Here is a 25,004-nt window from a genome sequence, read left to right as displayed (position 1 = left end):
AACCATGTTGATTGTTGTAAATCGAAATAAATATTCATGATAGGATCGTACGCTCATTTTCGTGATGGAGCGCTTGTTTTTGTTGTTTAAATGCGTAGACGGCATATTCAAATGGGAGAGTTCTTGTTTTCCAATCACTTTGTTGCATTTTAGGGTGGTTAAAAATGGTGCGTCCTGGTTTGGAGTTGGCTTCGAACATCCATACATTGTAATCGCGATCGATTCCTAAATCAAAGCCGATTTCTGCAACGTGTCCCCGCACTTTGTCGTCGATCACTTCACTTAAAGTAAGTGCTGTTTTTCTCAGTTTATGAAGTAATGTTTTTTTCTCCTGTAATGTTTCTAAAATTTCTTGAGTGGTTTTCACTTCACCCCCACTGCGGACATGGGTTGTGACGCTTCCGGATCCAGCAATTTTTGCAGCGGTTGCGCTAATGATCCATTTCCCATCAATGTTTTTGTTTGTATGCAAACGAAAATCGATGGCGTGTCGGTCGTGTTGTAGTAAATCAATCCCTTGTTGGGCGATGAGGTGTGAGCGATCATGACCAATTTGTTGTTCGAGTAGTCGTTTTAAAGAAGAGTAGCGTCGCAGGCGGTTTTGTTTACCGTCTCGAAAACGACAATAGTAAAATGAGTCATTCGCCGGTTGGATAATTTGTTGTACACCATGCCCAAGACTGCCATTCACGGGTTTAAGGTATACGTGGTGGTAGCGTTGCATGAGTCGTTCGATGTCCTTATCGCTCGGGTATTGGATCGTTTCTGGCATATATTTGGCAGTGTCAGGATCGTGCAATAATTGCTCATACATATCCCATTTGTTAAAGAAACCAGGGTTAAACCAATGAATAGCGTATTCTCTCTTCAGTTTGTTACACACTGTTTGGATACGTTCGTTTTTCTCTGCCCGGCGATTAGGAAGACGGTCATAAATCACATCAGGAAATGGGACTTCGATTTTTTCCCAGCCGCTTTTATGAAAGAAATACCCTTGGATTCTTCCTCGTTTCCAATCAATATGAGGTGTGCCAAAAACGAATGCAGTCACACCTGCTTTTTGTGCGGCTGTTAAATATTTTGCAAATAAAAAAGAACGCTCTCCGATTGGACGTAACGAATGGTTTGTAAATCCTGCAGTAAAAATACCTACCAATGGTCCAATAGATAGATGCTCAAGGCTTTTGGTGAAACGAAGGGTTTCGGGAAAAGGTAAAGACAATTTTTTTAAGACGTCCTCACTAATGAACCACGAGCTTCCTTCAGCCTCATGAGGTGAAACATTGATCTGTGTGTGTTCGCTACCGAAGGACAATTGTTTAGGGATGTGCTCTTTTTGCCAACTTTGAAATTGTTCTTTCGGAACATAAATTTGTTTTTTTTCACTAGATTTCGCTTTCTGAATGTGGATCATTTGGGTGATCACCCCTTTCTGAATGTTTCCTTGGCAAGTTTCGGTCGTTTAAAAAGAGACAGTAATCAATAAGGTTTTGATATGCAATCGTTTTTTGTTGCTCACTACCTATCTTACGAATCGTTTCATATCCAGGTTTTGAATTTACTTCTAGAAGGTAAACATCACCTTGGAGAGTAATGCCGATGTCGATACCAATCTCAAAAAGTGGTGGAAATGAACGATCCAATTGATATAGTAGTTTTGTGTTTAATGACTCAATCACGTATTCTAATTTCTCTTGCGTTGTATCTGTATATATTTCTTTCCATTTTTGCCAGTCATAAACAACGCCACCTGTATGAAGATTAGAAGTCAATTGTGAATGTGGTGCACAGCGTACACCTCTTCCTAGTTCTGTCCACTGTCCGAAGCCGTCTTTTTGTAATAGAATCCTTAAATCATATGGATGGTGGTCTTCTGTCGTTAATTGTAAATAAGGTTGAATGATGTAAGGTTCATCGTGAAGAAAACGAAGTTGTTGGTTGTTTTGGGTATCTAGTGTAGACAGTTGTTTTTCTTCATGGTTCCGATTTCGAATGGTAAGGTGGTTGCCATTTTGGGTAAGTTGATAAATGTCTCTTCCTTGCGAACCATAAACAGGTTTGACGATGACTGTTTTAAAACGTCTGAGCATTGATTGGATGGTTTTTGCACTAGCCAGTTTTGTATAAGGTAAAAATGGCTTTAAGTTATCTTCCTCTTGTAGTGCATTGTAAACGCGCCATTTATTTGGTAAACCGTAACCAATAAAGGTGGTTTTTACTTTTAAGTGTTGGACGCGTTGCCATGCGATTTTAGATGCTTTGGTTGGTCGATAAAAACAGCGGTCGTAAATAAATTGTGGAAGTGGAAAAGTCCTTTTATCCCACATATTTGTTTGTTTATCGTATGCGCGTCCAAAGATGGTATTTCCCCCTTTTTTTATATCAAAGGGGGAAAAATGATAGACTTGCACACCTTTTTGTTGGCCATATTGAGCCACAGCCTTGTGCCAAGAACTTTTGGCATCATTTTGAAACTCGACGATTCCTAATGAAATCATTGATACGCCTCCTGTCCTGCAAAGGTCGAGGACATTGCTAAAAAACGTGCATACTGAACGAGGTGACGAGCAGAGGGGCGAATCGTCGCTTCGGTTTCACCGAACGATTGTTTAGAAGGTTTGGTATTTGCCTCGATAAACCATGGATGACCATTTACGTCAAAGGCAAGGTCGATGCCTAGTTCTGCGTACGTCCCTCTTGTATAAGCATCAATTGTTTTGCAACTCGCTGTGGCGAGTTCGATTAACATCCGTCCTGCGTGCTTGGCTTCATATTCTGGAAAAAGTTGATCTAAAACATCTTTTATACGTTGCTTTTCTCCCCCTTTAGATAAATTTGATACAATGGAATTCCAATTGGCAATACGAGCAACGCCTGATACGACATTCCACGCCTCGGTTTGATCTTTAATGCAGAGAAGTCGATAATCGATACTCCGTCCGTCTAGGCGTTGTAAATGAAGGTGTTGTTGAGCTATATAAGATTGGTAATTTAATCGGTTAGAAAAAGCTTTGAAAAAAGATTGCTTTGATGAAAATGTATAGTTATCGTATTGTGAGTGAGATGGATAAGTGACATGAAGCGCATTTTCCCGCTTTCGAACTAAGAAAATCCCTTTTCCTTCATGGCCATCTATTGGTTTTAAAATGAGTTCATCATATTTTGATAGCATGTCATAAAGGTCTTCTTCATTTTTTATTGGACGAGTATCAGGGACATATGGTGTTAAGCAATCTTCATTTTGTAATATTTCATTGATTGTCGATTTATTGATGAAAGAATCATTGAATAAACAAGTACCCTTTGATTTTAAAAGCTGAAACTGCTTTTGTACGTGACGTTTTCGTTCGCTTTTTCTCGAAGTTAATCGATTATATGATACGTCCGGAAATGGAAAAGTCCCTTGTATCCAACCGTGTTCGTCGCTCCATGTGAAACCGTGAACTGATTCAGTTGAAATATCTTTCGTTTGAAATACGTAAAAACCGATTCCCATTTTCATACTTACTTGTGCTAATTCTTCTATAAAAGGTGCTGTACGCTGTACAGGAAATTCACGTTCATAAAAGGAGGGGACGATGACAGAAAAAATAGGACCGATCTGAACACGTTTTTGTTCATGAAAGTAGCAACTTAAAACCTTTGTTGGATTGAAACATAGATCAAATGAAACAGGAGGGTAACTGACAACATTTCCAGTTAATTGTGAATCAATGAAACAAGTGACGATTTTAGAAAAGCGACCGATCGTGATTGTCACGGTTTGTTCGTTTTCAATGTGCCATGCCTTACTAATAGCTGGAGAAATGCGCCAATAGGTTTCAAGATCCGTATTTTGTGGAACGCTTTTATCAAAGTGTAGGAACATTGACCGTTCCATAATGATCACCTATTTTCTTAAGACCTTTTTGTATGAAAGTGATTCCTTCTTAATAAAAGGAATGAGCGCCTTATTGTCAAAGGAGTCATGTTTTAATCTATGTAGGCCATTGTTGATGCGTGAAATGTTAATTAAGTAGAGAAGGTGACGGTAGATGATACAAATGATTTTGGTTGTTTTATCAATGACATTGATTGGAGCGGTGATCGGGGCATTGACCAATGTGTTTGCGATCAAAATGCTTTTTAGACCGTTTCGTCCTATTTACTTTGGGCGCTTTCGGTTACCTTTTACACCTGGGTTGATTCCAAAACGACGAAAGGAATTAGCTTTACAATTAGGTAAGCTCGTTGTTGATCATTTATTGACACCAGAAGGGATCGCTAATCGTTGGTTGCATGATGAATTAAAAGAAGACGCAAATCAATGGTTACGTCAACGGTGGCATACGGTGGCAACGAGCCAACAAACACCGAGTGATTGGGTAGCTGATCATTGTTCTTCTGAATTTCAAACAGGCAAACAAAGACAAATGGATGTATTCTCAATTGAAGAACGAATCGACATTCTTGTAGATGAATGGACGAATCAGCCGATAGTTTCATTAATATCTAATGAAATGGAAGCGGATTTACGTAAACAGTTTCAAGATTGGTCGAACTATTTGTTAAAACGAGGTGTCGAATATATTGAGTCGCCAGAAGGGAAAATGCAACTGGAAACGGTCGTGAGTCGTTTTTTTGATGGGAAAGGAACGATTGGTGGGTTGGTTGGTCGTTTTGCAACGTCAGATAAGATTGTTGAATGGTTGCGTGAAGAAATCGTTCGCGTATTAAAAGATGATTATAGTATTGAACTGGTTACACAACTGATTGACCGAGAATATGAGGAGATTCGCAATTGCCAAGTGAACGAACTTGTGAATGCAGAAGCGATCGATGCTGCAAAAGTCACCCTAAAACAAACATTATATGAACAGGTGCCGATGTTAAAACATTGGAACCAACCATTTATGAACTGGATGCCAGAATATGAAGAGCGTGTTTTTAAAGAATGGACACCAGTTGTTATTGATTCTTTGTTTGAATTTGTGAAAAATCGTTTAGAATGGTGGATAGAACAGTTGCGCATCGATGAGATTGTTCGTGATCAAGTGAACGGTTTTCCACTAGAGCGTCTAGAGGCATTGGTATTATCGATTTCTAGGCGTGAATTGAAAATGATCACATTATTTGGTGCCTTATTAGGAGGAGGAATTGCTGCTCTTCAAGGAGTTCTTATGATTATTTTCGGCATGAATTTTTCCTCATGAGGTGAATTCTGTCGTTAAACATGTTATAGTCGGGTCTAGAATGCCGTTCACATGAATGGTTAGTTTTTAAAGGAGGAACATTCCCTATGACAAAAGTGTACGATAAGGCTCACGAATTAGCGCGTGAGTTAAATGAAAGTGAAGAATTTACAAATCTAGAACAACTTCATCAACAAATTAACGAAGATGAAGTGGCCAAGCGTATGCTTGATAACTTCCGTCAAGTTCAAATGGACTTGCAACAAAAGCAAATGCAAGGTGAGCAAATTTCCGAAGAAGAAATTCAAAGTGCTCAACAGCAATTTGAACTTGTTCAACAACATGAGGCGATTTCTCAACTTATGGAATCTGAACAACGCGTAAGTCAAATGATCACTGACTTAAATAAAATCATTACTGAACCACTTGAAAAACTTTACGGTACGCCAGAAGAAGGTGCTCAAGGATAATTGATCCTTGTTTTAATAAAAAGCTGATTGCTGTGTCTTATTTCGAAGTCATAGTGATCGGCTTTTTTTATGCTCTTGATCCCCATCGATGTCTCTTCAATGTGATCCTGGTAGAGTAAAAGACACTGTGTCTCTTGTGTCCAAGGCGTTTCCGCTTTTCTATTGTCTAGCTTTAGGCGCTATCGGCTCGAGATCGCTTCAGGCCTTTTCTGAAGCCATAAAGCGGCTTATGCTTCTTAGCAATCCAAAGAGCGTTTACTTCAGCGAGTAAGCGACGATTTGCCTCGACGGATCCACTTCTTAGAAATACAAGTAGAGGAAGAGGCAGCGCTTGCTCCTGCGCACTTCGCTGCTCGTCGCAGATAACCCCCTGTCGCCGATAAACAAGCGCCTAAAGCTTTTCTATTGTCTAGCTCCAACGCCTACGAGCTCGAGGTTGCTTCAGGTCGTTAATGAAAGCCAGAAAGCGGCTTCCTTTTAACGACCTTCCAGCACTTGTCGCTCGTGCCCAAGGCGTTTCCGCTTTTCTTGTTCTATTTGTTTTTTGGGGGGCATATGCTTCAATTAAAGTACTTAGTAGGGAATCGACGAAGGGGGAAGACAACAATGGCTTATCGTTTATTAGCAATTGACATCGATGGAACCCTATTAAAATCCAATCATCGACTGACGAAATACACGAAGGATGCCATCGACTATGTTAAAAGTAAAGGCGTTTATGTCACTTTAGCGACAGGACGTTCTTTTCCATCTGCGAAAAAAGTAGCTAAAGCATTAGGTGTGGAAGACAATTTATTGATCACTCATGACGGTGCTTTTATTGGTAATGATAGCCATCAACCGGTGTTTGAACGTCGGCTTGATCACGATTCAGTATACCGAGTCGTTGACTGTTTAGAAAATTATCATTGTCATGTTCGACTTATGCATGAAAAGTATGCAATCGGTAATAAAATTCGTGAAAAAAGACAACTCGTTGGGCGGGTGAATTTAGGCATAGGAGACCCACTGTTTTATCCTGTGCAATTCAATGATTCATTAAGTCATCACTTAATTGATCAACCGCTAACAGTTCCGAAAATCCGTGCCCAGTTTTGGAATGATGAGGAATACCAAGACGCACGTGATGAACTAAAAGAAGCGGTTCCTGGTATTCGTGTATCCTCATCTGCAAAAGGTAGTCTTGATATCGTTGAAGAAACGACGTCAAAAGCCCGTGGACTTCGGGTTGTAGCTGACCATTTAGGGGTTAACCTAAATGAAACTGTTGCGATTGGGTGTTACTACAATGATAAAGAGATGATTCAAGAATCAGGTCTAGGTGTTGCTATGGGGCATGCACCTGAGGACATTCAACAAATAGCGGATTGGATCACACGTTCAAACGAACAAAATGGTGTTGGATATATGGTTCGCGAAGTATTCCGCAAACAGCTTCGTGTTGACCTGCTAAACGAGACGAAGTAACGAATACGTTATAAAAGTTCGGCATGAATAAATTTTAAAATTGCTAGCATAGGGTCGGTCTTGTATAGACCGGCCTTAAGTATGTGGTTTGACCGAGTGGCTCTGCTTCGCTACACTAGATGAAGTATCTAGGAAGTAGAAAGAAGGGAAAAACTATGAAAGTGAACGTTTTCGGTATACAAGAAGTTGAGCAACGCTCGTGTGAACGAGTGATCCAATTATTTGATCAAGAAGCAACCGTGCAATTTTTAGACAGTCAAAATGACGGTGATGTTGGTCAAGCGGATATAACGTTCACCTTTACGTCGTCTACAATGGAAAAAGACGTTTTTATAAAAGGAGAGCTCATTGGAGAAGAAGGAAATGTCAAACTTAGTGATGAAACGACATTTTCCTATGAAGATAACGAACAAAAAAGAAGGAAACAAGCCATTCTCTACGTATTATTAAGTTTGTTAGAGACACATACAGGTAGAGTGCAGCCTTGGGGTGTTTTAACAGGGATACGGCCAACAAAACGATTTCATTCCATGCACCGTGACCGTGGGTTGTCGTTTACAGAAGTTCGTGAAACTTTGGAAAAAGAATCATTAATGCGACCAGAAAAAAGTCGTCTTCTTGAATCGATCGTTAAGCAACAACTAAAAGTGGTCCCTGATTTATATGATTTAAATAAGGCAGTCAGTCTTTATATTGGCATTCCGTTCTGTCCAACAATGTGTGCCTATTGTACATTCCCGGCCTATGACATTAATGGGAAGCAAGGGAATGTGGATGCCTTTTTAGAAGGGTTATTTTATGAGATTAAAGAAACAGGGAAGTGGTTAAGAGAAAACGGTATTTCTGTTACAACGGTTTATTTAGGAGGGGGAACACCTACGAGTATTTCTGCTTCTCAAATGGACCGATTATATGAAGTCATGTATAAAGAAATTCCAGATATGGACAGCGTCCGTGAATTTACAGTTGAAGCAGGACGCCCGGATACAATTGATGAAGAAAAAATCGCTGTTTTAAATAAATGGAATGTGGATCGCATTAGTGTAAACCCGCAATCGTTTCACGATCAAACACTTCGCGCGATCGGTCGTCACCATTCAGTTCAAGAAACGATTGATAAGTACAACTTAGCGTATGAACACGGGATGACCAATATTAATATGGATCTGATTATCGGCTTGCCAGGAGAGGGCTTGAATGAATTTAATGAAACGCTAGATGTCATGGCGCGTCTGATGCCGACATCCGTGACCGTTCATACCCTTTCGTATAAACGAGCTTCGCAAATGACAAAGTATAAAGAAAAGTATCACGTTGCTGACAGTGAGGAAATTCATGCAATGATGGATGAGGCGACGGTGTGGATGGATGAACATGGATACGAACCGTATTATTTATATCGCCAAAAAAACATTTTAGGGAACTTGGAAAATGTCGGGTACGCTCAGCCGAACCAAGAAAGCATATACAACATCATGATCATGGAAGAAGCACAGACGATCATCGGTCTCGGCTGTGGTGCAGCAAGTAAATTTGTTGATCCAGAAACACGTAACATTACGCGATTTGCAAACCCGAAAGATCCTGTTAGCTATCAGCAAGGTTATCAATCGTATACGGAGAAAAAAATAACATTGTTAGATGAATTATTTTCTTCTAGCGACCAAGGGAATTCACCGCAATCTTAAAAAATGATATACAAAAACGGAGGTGAGAAACATGGAGCAAGGTTATTGGGAGGACAAGGCAAAACAAGCTGTTGAAAAGCAAAATCGAGGAGAAGGGGCATTTTTATATTCGCTATTAGATTTTACGTTCACTTATGATGAACAGGAAGAAGCGCTTTATATTGATATTCCCATTTCAGAACCAATGTTAAATTCAGGTGGTTCGATACACGGAGGAATGTATGCTTATATTGGTGATACGGCGATGGGGTATCTATGTATGAATTACGGTGCAGGGCCTAGTGTCACCTTAGAGCTGAAAACGCAATTCTTTCACGCGGTGTCAGAAGGAAATATACGAGCAAAAGCGTATTTTTTGAAAAAAGGAAGAACGGTCCAATTCACTGAAGCGACGATTCATAGTGAAGAAGGAACGCTCTTAGCAAAGTTAACAGGAACATTTTATAAAATCAAAAAGTAACGAACAAACTGGCTGTGAACACGACTCTGTTTAAGATCGATGGTATCACAGCCTTTTCTTTTTAAGAATGAAAGTACACGAGACCAGCAGATGATCGGGTCACCCGAGCGGGATAACCGTGAAGGTTTTCTCCTTTCAGTTTTCTTAAGCCAATCGATTTCGCGTCATTGTCAGAAATTGCCTCGAATGATTCGTTTAGAAGTGTCTTTCCTTTTGAATCGAAAGCTGTTACGATATATTCGCCCATTTTCAATCCCTCCTCTGTTACCCCTTGTTTAAAGATATATGTACTGATGTAAAAATATGAAACTTTTACATAATAGAATGAATTTCATAATAGATAATGTAAATCTCATATCCGAACATTGATTGTGATTTTCACTGCAGGTGGACGCTTTCCCAAGGGCTTGTCTTCAGCTAAATTCAGCTCCACAAACCGTCGCTGAATTGGATATTCAGACTGCGCTGATCCTTTGGGCGTCGTCGCCTTTCGTTTCAATCAGTTATCACGAACGTTAACCTTCGTGACCATTCGTGATGTTTGTTAAAACCCTTCATTATGAAATTGGTTCAATAGTGGGAATTTAAGGTTTCAATAAATGAAAATTATGGAAGGTGTCGGTGAACGTGACGCTTATTTTAGATCAAGTATCAAAGAAGTTTGCAGACGTGCAAGCTGTTCAAAGGATCAATCTCAAGCTGCCAAAAGGTGAGATCTTTGGAATTGTTGGTGCAAATGGCGCTGGAAAAACGACGACATTTCGAATGATTCTAGGTCTTATTGAACCGAGTGAAGGGAAGATTACTTGGGAAGGGAATCAGTTTAAAAATGTCGTGAGTAGTAAAATTGGCTACTTGCCCGAGGAAAGAGGACTGTACCCGAAGTTAAAAGTTAAAGACCAACTTATTTACTTAGGTAGACTACGTGGGATGAAACGTCAGGAAGTCGTGCGTCAAGTTCGTTATTGGCTTGATCGATTCAATGTGCCTGAATTTTATACAAAAAAACCAGAATCTTTATCGAAAGGGAATCAACAAAAGATTCAATTTATTGCTGCGGTTATGCATCGACCAGAGCTGCTTATTTTAGATGAGCCATTCAGTGGTCTAGATCCATTGAATGTAGCGTTATTGAAAAACGCTGTTGTGGATTTGAAAAATTCAGGAACATCGATCTTATTTTCTTCTCATCGTATGGAACATGTCGAAGAACTTTGTGAACATATCTCAATTTTACATCGAGGTCAGCAAGTCGTACATGGTTCATTAAAAGAGGTTAAGAGAGATTTCGGAAAGTTAAACGTGACGGTTCACGCTGATTTTTCGCTTCATGATTTCAGAGATTACGAAGGTGTCGTACATTTTATGAATACAGCCGAAGGCGCTCAGTTTCAAATCGAAAATGAACAAACCGCTCAACATCTATTTCAAGCTTTAGCGGAAAGTGGTTTCGTCCGTAAATTTACTTTAGAAGAACCATCATTAAACGATATCTTTTTAGAAAAGGTAGGCGCGGATGATGAGTAAATTTTTTATTGTGATGTTTCATACATTCATATCAAAGGTGAAAACGAAATCGTTTGTATTTTCAACGTTAGTTATAGCTGGATTTGTTTTAGGACTTGTACATATGGACCGAGTCGCTTCCTTATTTGACGGTGGTAATCAAGTCATAGAGGTAGCAGTTGTTACGGAAATATCTAAATATGAAGAGCATTTAGAGGATTTCACCTCTCAACAAGATGATATTGAATTCGTGGAGTATAATGAGAAATCCACTGCCAAAAAAGACGTGAAATCAGATCAATTAGAAGCTGTTTTTGTCATAAATGAAGATGAGCAAGGTTTTTTAGAGGGCGCTTATTATTCTGAAAGTGTGGCAGAGCAAGAAACATCGAACTACCTTAACCAAGAGCTACAGCAATTAAAAGAAAGCATTGCTACAGAACAACTCGGTTTAGAGCAAGAACAATTAGAGCAAATTTATGAACCGGTTACCTTTGAGACAGAGGCGCTAAGTGATCAAGCAAGATCTGAGGAGGAACTGAAGCAAGCGCGAATTCTTGTCAACATTCTTGTCATGCTTATCTATTTCTCTGTTATTGGTTACGGTAATATGATCGCGACAGAAGTAGCGACAGAAAAGTCATCGCGAGTGATGGAGATTCTTATCTCAAGCGTTTCTCCAGTGAAACAGATGTTTGCGAAAATTACAGGCGTTGCCCTCGTCGGTATAACTCAATATGTCATCATTTTCGTTATCGCAGCAGCATCCATGTTCAATCGAACTCCGTTAAATGAAACCAATGCAAGTTTGGCTCCACTTGACCTATCTACAATGCAGATCGATTTAATCGTTTATGCCATGATCTTTTTTATTCTAGGTTATCTGCTATTTGCAACGATCGCTGCTACGCTAGGGTCGATAGTAAGTCGGATTGAGGATGTCAATCAATTAACGGTACCTCTTACGCTCGTTGTTATCGTTGCATTTTTTATATCTATTTTTGGATTAAATACACCCGACGCTCCATTTGTCACGATCGCGTCTTATATTCCGTTTTTTACACCAATGGTTATGTTCTTACGCGTAGGGATGCTAAACTTACCGTTCTGGGAAATCGCGTTAAGTATCATCATTCTTATTGCGACAATTGCCTTATTTGCATGGATAGGGGCACGTGTATATCGCGGAGGTGTACTGATATACGGTAAGTCATCATCTTTCCAAGACATACGTCGAGCCTTAAAGTTATCACATAAAGAAAAATAACAATTTTTCCTCGCTGACGGTCAATTCTGTTTATTTTATCTATGATGAATGAGCAGAATCGGTAAAGTCAGCTCTTTTTATGTTTCAGTACGAACGTACGTTCAGTTATCGTGTTATACTAAGTGGAAGAGAATTGTATTTGGAGGTGTTAATTTGAACTCATTGACATTTATACATTGTGCAGACTTACATATTGACCGACCATTTAAAGGATTACAGTCTTCCCTTCCAGATTCCTTATATAACCTTGTTAAAAAAGGAAGTGCGATATCATTTACACGTATCGTTGACGAAGCCATTAAGCGAGAAGTTGATTTCGTCGTGATAAGTGGTGACCTTTTCGACGCCGAGAAACGTCGCATACAAGGACAGCTCCACGTACGAAATGAGCTTAATCGCTTGCACGAAGCTAAGATACCAGCATACATCATTCATGGCAATCACGACCCATTACATGAACAAATTCAATCATTAAACATGCCTGAAAACGTACACGTTTTTCCGCCTGAAAGTGATGTGTTTGTTTATGAACGAGGAGACGGTGTTCGTGCCTATATGTATGGTTTTAGTTATCAAAGCCGTTCATTTACCGACGATCCACTCGTTTATTATAAAAAGGTTGAGGATCTAAATGGTTATCACATTGCTCTATTGCATGGACAAGAACGTACCCAAACAGGGCACGACCCTTATGCAAGCTTCGATTTGTCGGCATTATATTCTTTGAATATGGACTATTGGGCACTTGGCCATATCCATAAACGGCAAGAATTATCAACATCACCACCCGTCGTCTACCCAGGGAATATTCAAGGGGGGCACCGTAATGAACAAGGTGAGAAAGGGGCATATGCCGTTGCATTATCAAGAGACGATGCTGAACTTCATTTTATAGAAACGGCACCTGTCGTCTGGGAAACTTGCTATGTACCGATCGATGACCTAACAACAGTAGAGGCATGGATTGATCGATGCCAACAAATGTTGAAGCCGTTTGTTGACGCAGAAAAGACATACATCGTGACGGTGATCGCGCACGGTAGAGGAGACCTCCATCGTGAGTTGGTCGATGAGCATGGCCGTCAATCCCTTCGTGAAGCATTGAATGAAGCTTATGATGAGGATGAACCGTCTATTTGGATTGATCGAATAGAAACGCAAACTGGTTTGCACATCGACCGCGAGAGTCTACGCGAAGGAGATGACTTTGCAGCGGATATTGTCCGCTTAAATGATGAAAGGCTTACGAACCTTGACCAAGTCGATGAATTGTATCGACCTTTATATCAACACCGTTTAGGACGAAAATATGTTTCAACGTTTACGAATGAGGAAAAGCGAGAGATTTTGCAGCAAGCCGAGCAACTGATTTTATCGGCCCTGTATGAGGAGGGGCGCTCATGAACATTCGCGACATCCATATATACGGTTTTGGGCCGTTCGTTGATGTTAAATACTCTTTTGACCATGATGGCATTCATGTCATATATGGGAAAAATGAAGCGGGGAAATCATCGCTCATGGCGTTTATTCAGGCGATTCTCTTTGGATTTCCTAAGCGTAACCAAAAGGCAAACCGCTTTGTTCCTAAAGGTGGACACACTTATGGCGGAAACATTCGTTTTTCTAGTTCTCGTTACGGTGATGTAACGATTGAACGTGTGAAAAAGTCCAAAGCTGCAGGGGATGTGACCGTTTACTTGTGGGATGGTACATCAGGTGGCGAAGCTTTATTGCATCAAGTGTTAGCAGGAATGGAGCAGGGACAATTCCTAGGTGTTTATGCTTTTGATGCCCACGGTCTTCAAGGTGTCGAAGAAATGGGAGCTGATGAATTAAATCGATACGTATATGATACGAGCGCAACTGGTGGTGTATCACTTAAGGAAATCGAGAAAGGTTTGACGCGAAAAAAAGAAGAGCTTTTTAAGCCAAGAGGACAAAATCAAACCATCAATCGATTATTAAAGTCGTTAGATGACATCGCTCAATCAGAAAAGCAGTTGACAAAGCAATACGAAGATTATGATACGCTCGTTTATAAGCGGATGAATCACGAAGAGCGATATGAGCAATTACAAGAAGAGCGGCGACAGTTACTCGAAGAAGAACGTTCTTTGGCGAAACTTGAACAGTTGGATCCGCTCATCGAACAATATGATCAATACAAAAGTTTGAAAAACGAGACAGAAGATATGGACACCTTCCCTGAGAATGGCCTTGAACGTTTAGAGTCTGTAAAAGAGCGTTTGCTTTTACTAGATGTTGACTTAACGGAAAAGAAAAACGAGCACGAGCGTATCGAAAACGAACTTGCAAATCAAAAAGTAACAGAAGAAGAAGAGGCGTTAAAGGCAAAAATTGAAACAATACGCGAAGAACTAGGAAGTTATGAAGCGAAAAAAGAGCAAGTAAACACATTTCTAAACACGCTTGAAGACGAAATAGAAAAAAATCAGTCGCTGATTCGTTCATTAGGAGATCAAGTAGATGAGGAACAGATCGACCGGATCGATATACATACCGAGGATGAACAGAAGTATCAAAGTTTGAAAAAAGATTATGAACAAGCCGCGTATAACCTTGAACGTCTACACGAAGAAAGACAACAATGTTACGATACGTTACTGACTCACGAACGAAGAATCGAATCGTTGCAACAGGAAAGTCTATCAGAAGACAGGCGCCAGTGGCTAGAGGCAATGGTCGATTTTGGAGAGAATAAAGACGAAAGGATACAGGAACTAGAAAGGAAGCGTGAGCAGGTCGCTCAGAAGAACCAATTGAACGAAAAGCAGTCCAAGTCACATAAAGGATTTACTTATGCGTTGGTGGCGCTAGCTGGCGTGGCTAGTTTCCTTAGTGTATGGTTCTTTATTCAAGGGCAGAATGGATTAGCATTATTGTTTCTCGTTTATAGTCTTGTTAGCTTCGGAGGTTTTTCCGAAAGACGTCGGAGTCATCAACATAAAAAAATGCAAATTCCTGAAGTGAATCAGGAAGATCATGTCCGTTTGCGCGAGTTAGAAGAGCGATTGGCATCGTTCGAACGTTTATCATATGAAGATGTAAAAAAACAGTGGGACGCAGAACAACAACGTGTTAGGATGCTAGAAAGAGAAGAAGAATTATATGAAGACCGCTGTCGTGAATATGAAACCATTAACCTGCGTTTTGAACGTTTTGAGACGCAGATGGATACGTTTCATAAGCAAATCATCGATTGGGTAAAAGAGAAACAATTACCAGTCTATGAAGATCTGACGGTATATGACCGTGTGATTCAAATGGTCAAAACGTGTCAAGAAAATAAGAAGTCTATTGAACGAAATAAAAAACAATCCGAATCAATTGGCGATGAATTAGCTCAATTTGAACGAGAAGTCATGCATGTGCTTGAAAAATTAAATGAACCACAAGATATGTCTGTTCGCAAGGCGCTAGAAAAAATGTATCAATTTTTACATCAATATGAAGAGAAAAAACAAACAGAAGTAAAGCTAAAGGAACGGCTCAATCGATTGGATGAAGATATTCGACTCACGAAGCAAAAATTGAAAAAATGGAAGCAAGAACAAGATGTTTTATTTGCTGAAGGAAAAGCTGAAGATGAACAACAGTTTCGACAATTGGCTAAAAAATGGGAACAACATCGTTCGGTGGAAGAAAAGTTACGCACACTAAAGTATGAGATGGAAAGGGTATACACTGATCCCCAGGAATTAGAAGCGGCTAGTCATTCACTAAGGCAAGGCTCAATTGATTTTGATAAATCTAAACAGAAGTTTCAAATGCGTCAAAAGGAGATAGAAAATAAAGAAAGAGAAGAAATGGAAGCCATTACGGAGTGTAAACAAAAAATTGAGGCGTTAGAAAAAGGGAAAGGTGAGGAAAGTCTACATGGTCAAAGGTCACTTCTCGAAACGGATTTACAAGAAGAAAGTAAAGCATGGGCTGTTTATTTAACAGCAGAGCATTTGCTCGAAAAGGCGAAACACATTCACGAACGAGAACGTCAACCTCTCGTCATTCAAAAGGCACAAGGATATTTTGAAAAAATGACGAACGGTCGTTATACAAATGTTTTTGTTCCAATAGATGAGCAACGTTTTGTCATTGAACGTTATGACGGTGTTCGTTTTTCCCCGCATGAATTAAGTCGGGGAACATATGAAATGTTGTATTTGGCAGTTCGTTTTGCCTTGATTCAAAGTATTCATCACGACGAGTCGTGGCCGGTTATTATCGATGATGCATTCGTGAATTTTGACCCTAACCGCCGTCAAAACGTGTGGAACATGTTGCAGTCATTTACCGACCGGCAAATTTTTTATTTTACATGTCATCCTTACGTTTTAGAAGAAGGTAGTTGGGAAAATCAGCATGATTTGCAAGCAGATTTTATATAACTAAAAAAAAGCTTTCCTCGTTTCTTTTATATGTCATCAAGATTTGATAAAATCAGTTCAGATAGAAGAGATGGAGGTTATTCCGTTGTCTGAGGAAAAAAACGATCAATATAAACAACATGAGTGGGAAAAGTACGAAGAAACGAAAGATCAATTCATTCAAAACATAGCCAAAAATATGAATTTGTATGAGATTACGCCATCGATTGGTCGACTTTATGGCACGCTGTATTTCTCAGATGACCCAATGACTTTAGATGATATGCGGGATTCTTTAGGAATGAGCAAAACGAGTATGAGTAATGGTGTTAGGACATTACTCGATATGAAGATGGTTGAACCTGTTTTTCGACGTGGGGTACGTAAAGACTTATACCGTACAGAGGATGATTGGTATAAATCGTTTACAGCACTTTTTTCTCGTGAATGGAAGCAATCAGCAGAGACGAATATTGAAGAGACAAATGAAGCGAAGGATGAACTGTTACGCCTGTATGAAAAAACAGATGATACGTCGCTTCGTGAAAGGATCGAAAATGATTTAAAACGTCTGGATTACGCTGAGGAATATTACGATTGGCTGTTACGATTTGTATCATCGGTCGAAAGTGGAAAAATATTTGAAGTCGTACCTAAACGTAAAGAAAATGAGTAATAATTACTGATGAAGTAATGTCATGAATGAAGTAAATATTTGTACATCCCTATTATCTTTAGAGACGGACCTTATCGGTCGGTCTCTTTTTTCGAAAATCGTGTAATCTTGTCTGATATATGGGAGAATTGTTCATTTTTATATCTAAATACGCTAAAATACAGACTAGGTCATGGTTGACTAAGACAACTCTCCTAGTTAAGGGTGATATAAGGTGAACGGATTTACAATTTATCTAGTTGAAGATGAAGAAAACTTAGCAGAAGTTATTAAAGCATATATGGAAAAAGAAGGTTGTTCGGTGAAAGTGTTCAAGGATGGCCGCGAAGCTCACCAAGCTATTGAACACCCGCCCCACCTTTGGATTTTGGATATTATGTTACCAGGAATGGATGGCTATCAATTACTTAAGGCCATTAAAGGGCATGAAGATACACCTGTTATCTTTATCTCAGCACGCGATAAGGATTTGGATCGTGTATTAGGTTTAGAGTTAGGAAGCGATGATTACTTAGCGAAACCGTTCATGCCGGAAGAATTAATGATTCGAGCAAAAAAACTTCTTGAACGTGTATATAAGAATGATCTCTCAACCAAAGAAGTTGTAGAATTGAATGGATATTCGATTGACCCTACTTCAAGGACGGTACAAGATGAAGGAAAACCGATTGAGTTAACAACGAAAGAGATGGATTTGATCATTTTACTAACATCTAATATTGGAAAGGCACTTTCAAGAGAGGAAATTATCGAATACGTATGGGGCAGTGATTATTTCGGCTCCGAGCGAGCTGTTGATGATGTTGTTCGTCGCGTGCGCAAAAAACTTCCTCGTATCCAGGTTGAGACGTTATACGGTTTTGGATACCGTGTTTTATTAACATGATTAAACTGAATTTAACACAACGGATATGGTTTTCATTTATTGCGCTCATTTTAATGCTTGGTATTTTAATTGTTTTAATATATCCGATTTCATTAAATAGTTCTTTAACAGAGGAAACGTATCGAATTATTGAGCAAGAACAAGCGCGTTATGGTGATCCATATGGTGAACACATTGTCCCACCTGAATCAGAATATGATTTTATTGAACGTAGAGAAGCTCAGCGCTCAGTGGGGCATATTTTTCTCATGAATCAATTTGGAAACTTAGAAGGTGACCCTGTTCCGAACGAGGTTTTACGTGAAATGGCGGATCGAGCACAAAACCAAATGACGCGAAGAGGAAGATACGAACTAAATTATAATGATGCGACTCTTTTTTACGTCGTTGTGAAAATGTATACGACTGGTGGCGAAGCTTACCATATCTCATATATGTGGGATACGTACCGTGATCATATGGTGAATCACTTATGGACACGCCTTGCATATATCATGTTGATTGCAGGGGTCGTTAGCTTAATTCCAGCTTTTTGGCTCAAACATTATTTGAAACAACCGTTAACGAGTTTGGGGAATCATTTTGAGCAGATTGCTGAAAGGAACTGGCGTGATCCTTTCCGCTGGGAAGGTGACGATGAATTTGAAAAATTGTCTACGCAATTTGAGCAGATGCGGCAAAATTTAATGAAATATGACCGAGCGCAAAAAACGTTTATTCAACACGCATCGCATGAATTAAAAACACCGATCATGGTTGTGCAAAATTACGCTCAATCCGTCAAAGATGGAATTTTGCCACGCGAGAATCTAGAAGGTTCTATGGATGTTATATTAGAAGAATCGAAACGGATGGAAAAGCGCGTGAAAAATATGCTTTATTACACAAAATTAGACGCTTTGAAAAATGATCGTCTTGAAAAAGAGACTTTTTATTTTGGGGCAGCAGCCCATCGAATTAAAGAACGCTTTTACGTACAACGAGACGATGTATCGATCGATGTTATTGGTGATGATACAAAAATGACCGCTGACAAAGAACAACTTCAAGTTCTGTTAGAAAACCTAGTGGAAAATGCACTTCGTTATGCGGAGGATTATATTACGATTTGTGCAGAACCGATGGATAATCAAGTGGCGGTGAGCGTGAAAAATAATGGTGAAAATATTCCTGAAGAGGAGTTGGAACATTTATTCTCGCCGTTTCGTAAAGGAAACAAAGGGCAGTATGGTTTAGGGTTGGCGATCGTTGAGCGTATTTGTGACCTTCACGACGGAAAGCAAGAAGTTATAAATGAAGAAGACGGGGTACGTTTTATTATATATTTACCTCGGTGAATCACTCCCACCACTTACCATCCTTATGGGTTGCTTGAAGTGGGACTTCCTGCTTCCTTCTTTCGGAAGTACGGTAAAATAAAAACATGCTAGGCATTGAGCCTAGCATGTTTTTATGCGAAGAACGTGGTAGGGTCTACGAGGTAGTTTTTGTTTAAGCTTGTGTCCGAGGAGCTCCACCTTTCAACCTACTTTACTTCTTCAGTATTTTCATATCGGCTATCTAAAAAGTCGACAATGTGGATCAAATAGCCTTCAATGGTTTGTGGTTGTTTAATGCAAGCACCCCATTCTGGGAGCCCGTGGTGACACAGGATACAATGAGACATTTGATGAATCTCTTCTAAAGACATTTCAATGCCTTCCGTTTCTATTAATTTTGTGAGCATGAGTACGCCGTATGGGATATGACCAACCATTAATCCGAGTTCATCCATTGCAATTCCTGCTTGCTTTCTATTCTGTGTGCTAGATTGATCGGCGGTTGGAAATAGGAATTTGAACTCTTCAAATGTTTTACCTGCATGGTCGTACTCTAATAATTTTCCGATGTCATGAAATAAGATGCTCGTCATGATTAAGTCATAATTTGGACTGTTTTCTTTATGCTCCATCATGCCGTAAAGCATCTGATAGAGGTGATCGATCGTACCTTTCCAGACTAAATGTTGGTTACTGTCACCGGATTGAAATTGTGACCAAAGTTCATTTTTGTGCGCTTTTTCAACCACATTTATGAGCTTTAGGGTGGCTTGGAAGTGATTCTCCTCTTGTTTCAAAATGTATCTTGTAAACCTCATTAAACCGACTGTGTGCTTAAGTAAACCACCTAAATAATTATGGTGAAACCCTTTTGCTGCTGGTCTCATTCTAAATTGATCCCAAAAACGGTTCATGGCAGCTAATGCGATATCTTTAAAGGGTGATGATAATTCCTGAAGATAGGAGATCAGTTCAACAGTCAAGTCTTCGATATTTTGATGTGTATAAGCTAACAAAGAAAAAGGGTTTACTTCTTCAGCGCATGGGTGTAATTGTTCAATCGTTAAAGATTTATGTCCGCGGAACTCATCAATTTTTGCCTCAATATCAAAAACAGAGAACTCCTCTAATAGAGGTGTGTTTCTCTCGACGGCGCCTTGGTTGTCCCACATTTTTGCATTGATGATGCCGGCATTATTGCTAAACTTCATTTTTAAAAATTGTTTATTTGTCTTCGTCATTTGTACTTGATATTCATTGAGAAGCACACGAATACGGACAGTATTTCCTTGTTCTTCATTTTGTATGTCAAAGTACTCCTCACTCGTTGGAAGAGTAGGAGGGGGAAACTTTTCGATAATATGTTCTTGTTCACTTTCGGAAACTTCGAATGAAATAGGAATGAAATCATAAAAATATGATTTTTGTTCAGACATTTGTAATCAACTCCATTAATAAGTGAACTGATGGTTCCAAGTCCAATCAGTTCAGTTTGTAAATTCTCGATGTGATGCCTCTATGATCACCACTGCCATCCACATGATTTCGTAATGTGAATGGATTTTTGCATAAATGGGACGAGCTTTTCATAGGTTGTATGGAAAAGCTTGTCCAAAGGAGAGGGTCAAAGTGAAACCTATTTATGTTATTTTTACAGTTCTTGGCTTAATGTTGTTTGCCTTTATGATGAGAATCGTATTTTTGACGACGCCCCTATACGATATATTCGCACATTCACCTGTGTGGCAGGGAGCGATCATTTTAGCAATCATCTACTCAGCTTACCGTTATTTCAGCGATCGTTCAACCCGAGTAGAGACGGAGGCAACCAAGGAATCAGAACAGGCATTAGCAAAGTGGCTTTTACGCTATCGTGATAAAAAGATGGGTCAGTAAAAGATTGATTCACTTGTAAAAGGGTAAAACCGTTCGCTGGCGTTTTCCGCTTGTCGCAGTAGCAAATTGTAAAGAGCGGACGATGGCTTCTTCACAAGCCTCAGCAGCTGCCGTAAAGCATTCGTTCATTACAGGATGGTCGTCGCGAACTTGTGTCTTCACTTCCGTATGACTTTTAGCAAAATGGTCATGTCGGTGAGCTGTTGAAAATGAAATGACGATATCGCCACTGCCATTATGGAAGTTTCCACCAGTTCTTCCGAGTCCGATGCTACAACGTTTGGAGAGACGACGTAATTGCCTGTCACTCATCGGTGCGTTTGTAGCGCAGATAATCATGATGGATCCATCTGAAGTAGGTGCCTCTTCATCGTTTGTTTTACTTGCAGATGGGTCGATAATGCGCGCATCTTGTTTTGAACCGAAGTTTGAAAGAACAAGGCAACCGATCGTATACGAAATGGATTCGCCTTGGACGTTTACAATTCTGGATGAGGATCCGATGCCACCTTTATAACCAAAACAAACCATTCCTTTTCCTGCACCAACTGCACCTTCCTCACTAGGTGTAGTTTTTGCATTTTCAATGGCTTCAATTGCATGTTTGGGTTGGATTGAAAACGTCCGTATGCTATTTAAATATCCGTCATTACATTCGCCTACAACAGTGTTAACAGTTCCTGTAGTGTCACCGATTTCTGGATTTTGTTTTAAAAGGTATTCGAGTGTACCTTGGGTAACGGCAGGGATACTGAAAGTGTTTGTTAACATGATTGGTGATTCAAGTAACCCTAATTCATCAATTTGAATGAGTCCCGTCGTTTTACCGAAGCCATTAATAATATAGCTTGCTGCTGTCACTTTCTCCCGAAAAATGTTTTCGTTGTGGGGGAGAATCGCAGTCACACCAGTACATGCATAATCACCGTTTTCATTATCTAACGGTTCATCGAGCGTGACGTGCCCAACGTGTACACCGGGTACATCTGTAATACAATTGTTTTCCCCTTTATTCATTCGCCCGATAGAGACAGGGTCTGTTTTGTGCGACAACGATGTTCCTCCTTTTCGCATCTGCTTTCGTTTTAGAAGGTAGAGGTGCACTTCGCCTCATTTAAAAAAGAGTTAAAGATTTTGGTTGTTATTTTTCCAGGCTGACCGTGACTAATCATTTGATCATCAACTTTTATAATTGGCGTTACTTCCAAAGTGGTGCTTGTGATGAACACTTCATCAGCATTTTTTACATCTTCTGGCGTGATCTCGGTTTCTTCACAAGGAATCGAGAGTGAACTTGCGAGATCAAGGATTGTTTTTCGAGTTACACCTGCAAGGATGTGGTGTGAAAGAGGTGGTGTATATAATGTTTCTTCTTTCACGATGAACACATTCGAACTCGTACCTTCACTGATATAATGATCACGTATGAGAATAGCTTCACCGAATCCTGCATCGGTAGCTGTTTGTTTGGCTAAAATGTTAGGCAGTAAATTTAATGATTTGATATAACAGTTTTTCCATCTTTCGTCCTCGTGGAGCATGGCCGTCATTACGCGATCGTGAATATTGTTTGCTGAAAATTTACTAGAGCGGACGGTCATTGAAACAGAAGCGGGCACGTTAGGAAATAAGTGCTGTCTCGTCGCGATACCACGAGTGATTTGTATGTACACGTCCGCGTTCTGTAATTGTGATTTTTCAATCCCTTGGTAGATAATAAAACGAAGGTGTTCTCGTTCAGTGTTAGCGGATTGAGGTAGTTGGATTGCTTTCATGCTCATCTCGAGTCTGTCTAGGTGCTCTTCAAGTTTGAAAGGTATGCCATTATAAGTACGAATAACTTCATAAACCCCATCGCCAAATTGATGTCCGCGTTCATCGATAGGGATGACAGAATCATCAGTAGAGATAAATTCACCATTGAAATAACCAATTGTCATTTGAATTCCTCCTCTTCTACACGTATTTGAACTACTCTTATCTTCTCACAACTGCTACGTTTTTCGCTATAGGCATTAAGTTAATTCATATTATCATTAAAAAAGCTATTTCTAATAACAACAACCTAGACGGCAGACGAAAAGAGATAAATAAAAAACGATGAGGTCGTATTGACCTCATCGTGAAGAAACATTTACATGTCAAAGAGATGTTCGAAACGTTCATCTTGTACATCGATGTCAGCATTTTCGATCAGTTCCCTTTGTGCTTCGATCATTCTCTCTTCCATTGATTTGTTTTTCCGTTCATTAATGGCTGCAATCAATTGTTGTTGTTCTTCTTCTAAAGAACTTTCAAATGGGATACGGTCGGTCACTTCAATAATGTGATAACCGAACTGTGATTCAACTGGCTCGCTAATTTCACCTTCATCTAAATGGAAAGCAGTCTCTTCAAATGATGGGACCATCTCTCCACGGCGGAAAGAACCGAGGTCGCCGCCTTCTTCAGCAGAACCATCTTGAGAGTATTCTTGAGCAAGCTCTGCAAAGTCTTCGCCATCTTGTAATCTTTCATAAAGATCATTTGCCTCTTCTTCATCATTAACTAAAATATGACGCGCTTGAACTTCTTCACCAGCTTCATATTCTCGTTCAACATCTTCATCTGTCACTTCATCGTCATCGATGCCAGCTAAATGTTGTAAAACGATTTGTGTTTTAATTTGGCTGCGAATTTGTTCTTCTCCACCCATACCTTGCATTTCAAGCATTTGATAGAGCTCATCGTCAGAGGAGACGCCCATCATTGCTTTTAGTTCTTCTAACTCTTCGTCAATTTCATCTTCACTTATATCCATTGATTCAGCTTTACTTTCAAATATTTTTTCTACGACGAGTTGCTCGAGGATAGCATCGCCATACTGATCAACGAGAGAATGGACGAGCTCTCCTTCTGTAATTGATCCTGCATTTGTGTCAACGAGAATGTGATCGTTGTTCGTTACATTCTCTTCATTCCCTTCAGCGGTATCTTGTCCATTGTCGTTACAAGCGCTTAATAAAAGGACAACGGTAGAAGTCATTAAAAGTAACGATTTTTTCAAACTGCTCCACTCCTCTAATTGTTTTTCTTATGTAAATTTGTACTTATCAACTATAGCATATTTTCCAATGAGATAAAAATATGTCATTGAATGAAGTGAGAAGAGGGGAGTAATAGGCCTGGCCGTGGAATTTTTAATTGTTTGGATGAGTATGTATACGTCATTTTATCATACTGACTATGATATTACAGAAAAGGTTACAAGGGAGGGAAGGCTGTTCTGTGAATCACTCCCACCACTTACCACCCATACGGGTTGCTTGAAGAGGGAGACTTCTTTCAGAAGTACGTTAAAATGTAAAGTCATTAAAAGGTCTTCATTTTAAAGAGTGCCAAGTCGACGATGGATTATTTAATAAAGGAGGTGTCTGTATGCATAAACACACAACAGGGTTTGCTTTGGTTGTTGTTCTCTTTGTCCTGTTGGTCATTATCGGGGCAGCATGGGTTTAAACAAAGATATAAAAAAGAGGGGGGATTCCCCTCTTTTATATTTCGATTTACATTATGCAATGAAAATCCGGAAATAAGCAGAAGTCAATAAAATAGTGATTAATACGTTAATTGTACGAAATACTTTTGGCTGTTTTTCTTCTGGTATTTCTCTTTGGATACATAGGCTGTTCGTCATCGAGTTGATGGTGAACATATAAAAGAATGCGAATAAAAAGTATGGAATGAACATCTAGCAACCCCCATAGTAAAGGTGACTCTCCTTTACTTTACCAAAAGTTCTTTTAAAAAGATAGATTTTTGGGTAAAATT

Annotated in this window: 23 protein-coding genes; 14 read left to right on the top strand and 9 right to left on the bottom strand. The window is 39.6% G+C overall.

From position 1 onward, the window contains the following. Positions 1 to 34: 34 nt before the first annotated feature. Genes HNQ41_RS07015 through HNQ41_RS07005 form a run of 3 tightly spaced genes read right to left on the bottom strand, consistent with a single transcriptional unit; the run spans position 35 to position 3,880 of the window. Positions 35 to 1,414 (bottom strand): YheC/YheD family endospore coat-associated protein, encoded by a 1,380-nt coding sequence (locus HNQ41_RS07015; protein WP_184663712.1) that lies wholly within the window; start codon positions 1,412 to 1,414, stop codon positions 35 to 37. Continuing rightward, positions 1,386 to 2,498, bottom strand: coding sequence for a YheC/YheD family endospore coat-associated protein (locus HNQ41_RS07010; RefSeq protein ID WP_184663711.1), 1,113 nt, complete (start codon positions 2,496 to 2,498; stop codon positions 1,386 to 1,388). Before HNQ41_RS07010 ends, HNQ41_RS07015 begins: the two co-directional genes overlap by 29 nt. After that, a complete protein-coding gene (locus tag HNQ41_RS07005; protein ID WP_184663710.1) occupies positions 2,495 to 3,880 on the bottom strand; it encodes a YheC/YheD family endospore coat-associated protein in 1,386 nt (461 codons plus the stop codon). Before HNQ41_RS07005 ends, HNQ41_RS07010 begins: the two co-directional genes overlap by 4 nt. A 154-nt stretch (positions 3,881 to 4,034) precedes the next feature. Here HNQ41_RS07005 and HNQ41_RS07000 point away from each other — a divergent pair, with 154 nt between their 5' ends. The 5 genes from HNQ41_RS07000 (at position 4,035) to HNQ41_RS06980 (ending at position 9,256) form a co-directional block, all read left to right on the top strand. Beyond that, a complete protein-coding gene (locus HNQ41_RS07000) occupies positions 4,035 to 5,192 on the top strand; it encodes a DUF445 domain-containing protein (RefSeq protein ID WP_184663709.1) in 1,158 nt (385 codons plus the stop codon). Between the two features lie 86 nt (positions 5,193 to 5,278). Next, positions 5,279 to 5,641, top strand: a complete 363-nt coding sequence (locus HNQ41_RS06995; protein ID WP_184663708.1) for a YlbF/YmcA family competence regulator — start codon at positions 5,279 to 5,281, stop codon at positions 5,639 to 5,641. A gap of 606 nt (positions 5,642 to 6,247) precedes the next feature. Then, positions 6,248 to 7,108 (top strand): HAD family hydrolase, encoded by an 861-nt coding sequence (locus tag HNQ41_RS06990; protein ID WP_184663707.1) that lies wholly within the window; start codon positions 6,248 to 6,250, stop codon positions 7,106 to 7,108. A gap of 155 nt (positions 7,109 to 7,263) precedes the next feature. Next, the gene (locus HNQ41_RS06985; RefSeq protein WP_184663706.1) at positions 7,264 to 8,796 is read left to right on the top strand and encodes a coproporphyrinogen III oxidase; all 1,533 of its coding nucleotides are present in this window, start codon (positions 7,264 to 7,266) and stop codon (positions 8,794 to 8,796) included. A 31-nt stretch (positions 8,797 to 8,827) separates the two neighbouring features. Continuing rightward, a complete protein-coding gene (locus tag HNQ41_RS06980; protein ID WP_184663705.1) occupies positions 8,828 to 9,256 on the top strand; it encodes a PaaI family thioesterase in 429 nt (142 codons plus the stop codon). A 61-nt stretch (positions 9,257 to 9,317) separates the two neighbouring features. Here HNQ41_RS06980 and HNQ41_RS06975 read toward each other — a convergent pair whose 3' ends face one another. Further along, positions 9,318 to 9,503: a YhzD family protein gene (locus HNQ41_RS06975; protein WP_184663704.1), complete on the bottom strand. Its 186-nt coding sequence runs from the start codon at positions 9,501 to 9,503 to the stop codon at positions 9,318 to 9,320. Between the two features lie 380 nt (positions 9,504 to 9,883). Between HNQ41_RS06975 and HNQ41_RS06970 the strand changes: the two genes are divergently transcribed. From HNQ41_RS06970 to HNQ41_RS06940, 7 genes are all read left to right on the top strand, one after another. Next, positions 9,884 to 10,783: an ATP-binding cassette domain-containing protein gene (locus HNQ41_RS06970; protein ID WP_184663703.1), complete on the top strand. Its 900-nt coding sequence runs from the start codon at positions 9,884 to 9,886 to the stop codon at positions 10,781 to 10,783. Continuing rightward, positions 10,776 to 12,029, top strand: a complete 1,254-nt coding sequence (locus HNQ41_RS06965; protein WP_184663702.1) for an ABC transporter permease — start codon at positions 10,776 to 10,778, stop codon at positions 12,027 to 12,029. Before HNQ41_RS06970 ends, HNQ41_RS06965 begins: the two co-directional genes overlap by 8 nt. Positions 12,030 to 12,182: 153 nt before the next feature. Next, positions 12,183 to 13,433, top strand: coding sequence for a metallophosphoesterase family protein (locus HNQ41_RS06960; RefSeq protein WP_184663701.1), 1,251 nt, complete (start codon positions 12,183 to 12,185; stop codon positions 13,431 to 13,433). Further along, positions 13,430 to 16,438, top strand: coding sequence for an AAA family ATPase (locus HNQ41_RS06955; protein WP_184663700.1), 3,009 nt, complete (start codon positions 13,430 to 13,432; stop codon positions 16,436 to 16,438). Before HNQ41_RS06960 ends, HNQ41_RS06955 begins: the two co-directional genes overlap by 4 nt. A gap of 85 nt (positions 16,439 to 16,523) precedes the next feature. Continuing rightward, positions 16,524 to 17,093, top strand: coding sequence for a GbsR/MarR family transcriptional regulator (locus HNQ41_RS06950; protein ID WP_246421531.1), 570 nt, complete (start codon positions 16,524 to 16,526; stop codon positions 17,091 to 17,093). Between the two features lie 214 nt (positions 17,094 to 17,307). After that, a complete protein-coding gene (locus tag HNQ41_RS06945; protein ID WP_184663698.1) occupies positions 17,308 to 17,979 on the top strand; it encodes a response regulator in 672 nt (223 codons plus the stop codon). Beyond that, a complete protein-coding gene (locus tag HNQ41_RS06940) occupies positions 17,976 to 19,316 on the top strand; it encodes a sensor histidine kinase (RefSeq protein ID WP_184663697.1) in 1,341 nt (446 codons plus the stop codon). The genes HNQ41_RS06945 and HNQ41_RS06940 overlap by 4 nt, the downstream gene beginning before the upstream one ends. A gap of 188 nt (positions 19,317 to 19,504) precedes the next feature. Here HNQ41_RS06940 and HNQ41_RS06935 read toward each other — a convergent pair whose 3' ends face one another. Next, positions 19,505 to 20,734 carry a hydrolase gene (locus HNQ41_RS06935; RefSeq protein ID WP_184663696.1) on the bottom strand — a complete coding sequence of 410 codons (1,230 nt, stop codon included), beginning with the start codon at positions 20,732 to 20,734 and terminating at the stop codon, positions 19,505 to 19,507. Between the two features lie 193 nt (positions 20,735 to 20,927). Between HNQ41_RS06935 and HNQ41_RS06930 the strand changes: the two genes are divergently transcribed. Continuing rightward, entirely contained in the window at positions 20,928 to 21,194 is a 267-nt protein-coding gene (locus tag HNQ41_RS06930; protein ID WP_184663695.1) for a hypothetical protein, read from the top strand. A 9-nt stretch (positions 21,195 to 21,203) separates the two neighbouring features. Here the strand turns inward: HNQ41_RS06930 and HNQ41_RS06925 are convergent, their stop codons facing one another. From HNQ41_RS06925 to HNQ41_RS06915, 3 genes are all read right to left on the bottom strand, one after another. Next, complete coding sequence (locus HNQ41_RS06925) at positions 21,204 to 22,268, bottom strand: P1 family peptidase (RefSeq protein WP_184663694.1); 1,065 nt, start codon at positions 22,266 to 22,268, stop codon at positions 21,204 to 21,206. 11 nt (positions 22,269 to 22,279) lie between these two features. Then, positions 22,280 to 23,134: a D-amino-acid transaminase gene (dat, locus tag HNQ41_RS06920; protein ID WP_184663693.1), complete on the bottom strand. Its 855-nt coding sequence runs from the start codon at positions 23,132 to 23,134 to the stop codon at positions 22,280 to 22,282. Between the two features lie 194 nt (positions 23,135 to 23,328). Then, complete coding sequence (locus HNQ41_RS06915) at positions 23,329 to 24,240, bottom strand: peptidylprolyl isomerase (RefSeq protein ID WP_184663692.1); 912 nt, start codon at positions 24,238 to 24,240, stop codon at positions 23,329 to 23,331. A gap of 371 nt (positions 24,241 to 24,611) precedes the next feature. Here HNQ41_RS06915 and HNQ41_RS16925 point away from each other — a divergent pair, with 371 nt between their 5' ends. Continuing rightward, positions 24,612 to 24,692, top strand: coding sequence for a YjcZ family sporulation protein (locus HNQ41_RS16925; RefSeq protein ID WP_184663802.1), 81 nt, complete (start codon positions 24,612 to 24,614; stop codon positions 24,690 to 24,692). 52 nt (positions 24,693 to 24,744) lie between these two features. Here the strand turns inward: HNQ41_RS16925 and HNQ41_RS16625 are convergent, their stop codons facing one another. Then, entirely contained in the window at positions 24,745 to 24,924 is a 180-nt protein-coding gene (locus tag HNQ41_RS16625; RefSeq protein ID WP_246421530.1) for a hypothetical protein, read from the bottom strand. Positions 24,925 to 25,004 lie beyond the last annotated feature (80 nt).

Origin of the sequence: Texcoconibacillus texcoconensis, assembly GCF_014202575.1 — a bacterium.
Taxonomy (GTDB): domain Bacteria; phylum Bacillota; class Bacilli; order Bacillales; family Salisediminibacteriaceae; genus Texcoconibacillus; species Texcoconibacillus texcoconensis.
Note: the sequence above shows the minus strand (reverse complement) of the source record. Positions and strands in the feature narration are given on the sequence as shown.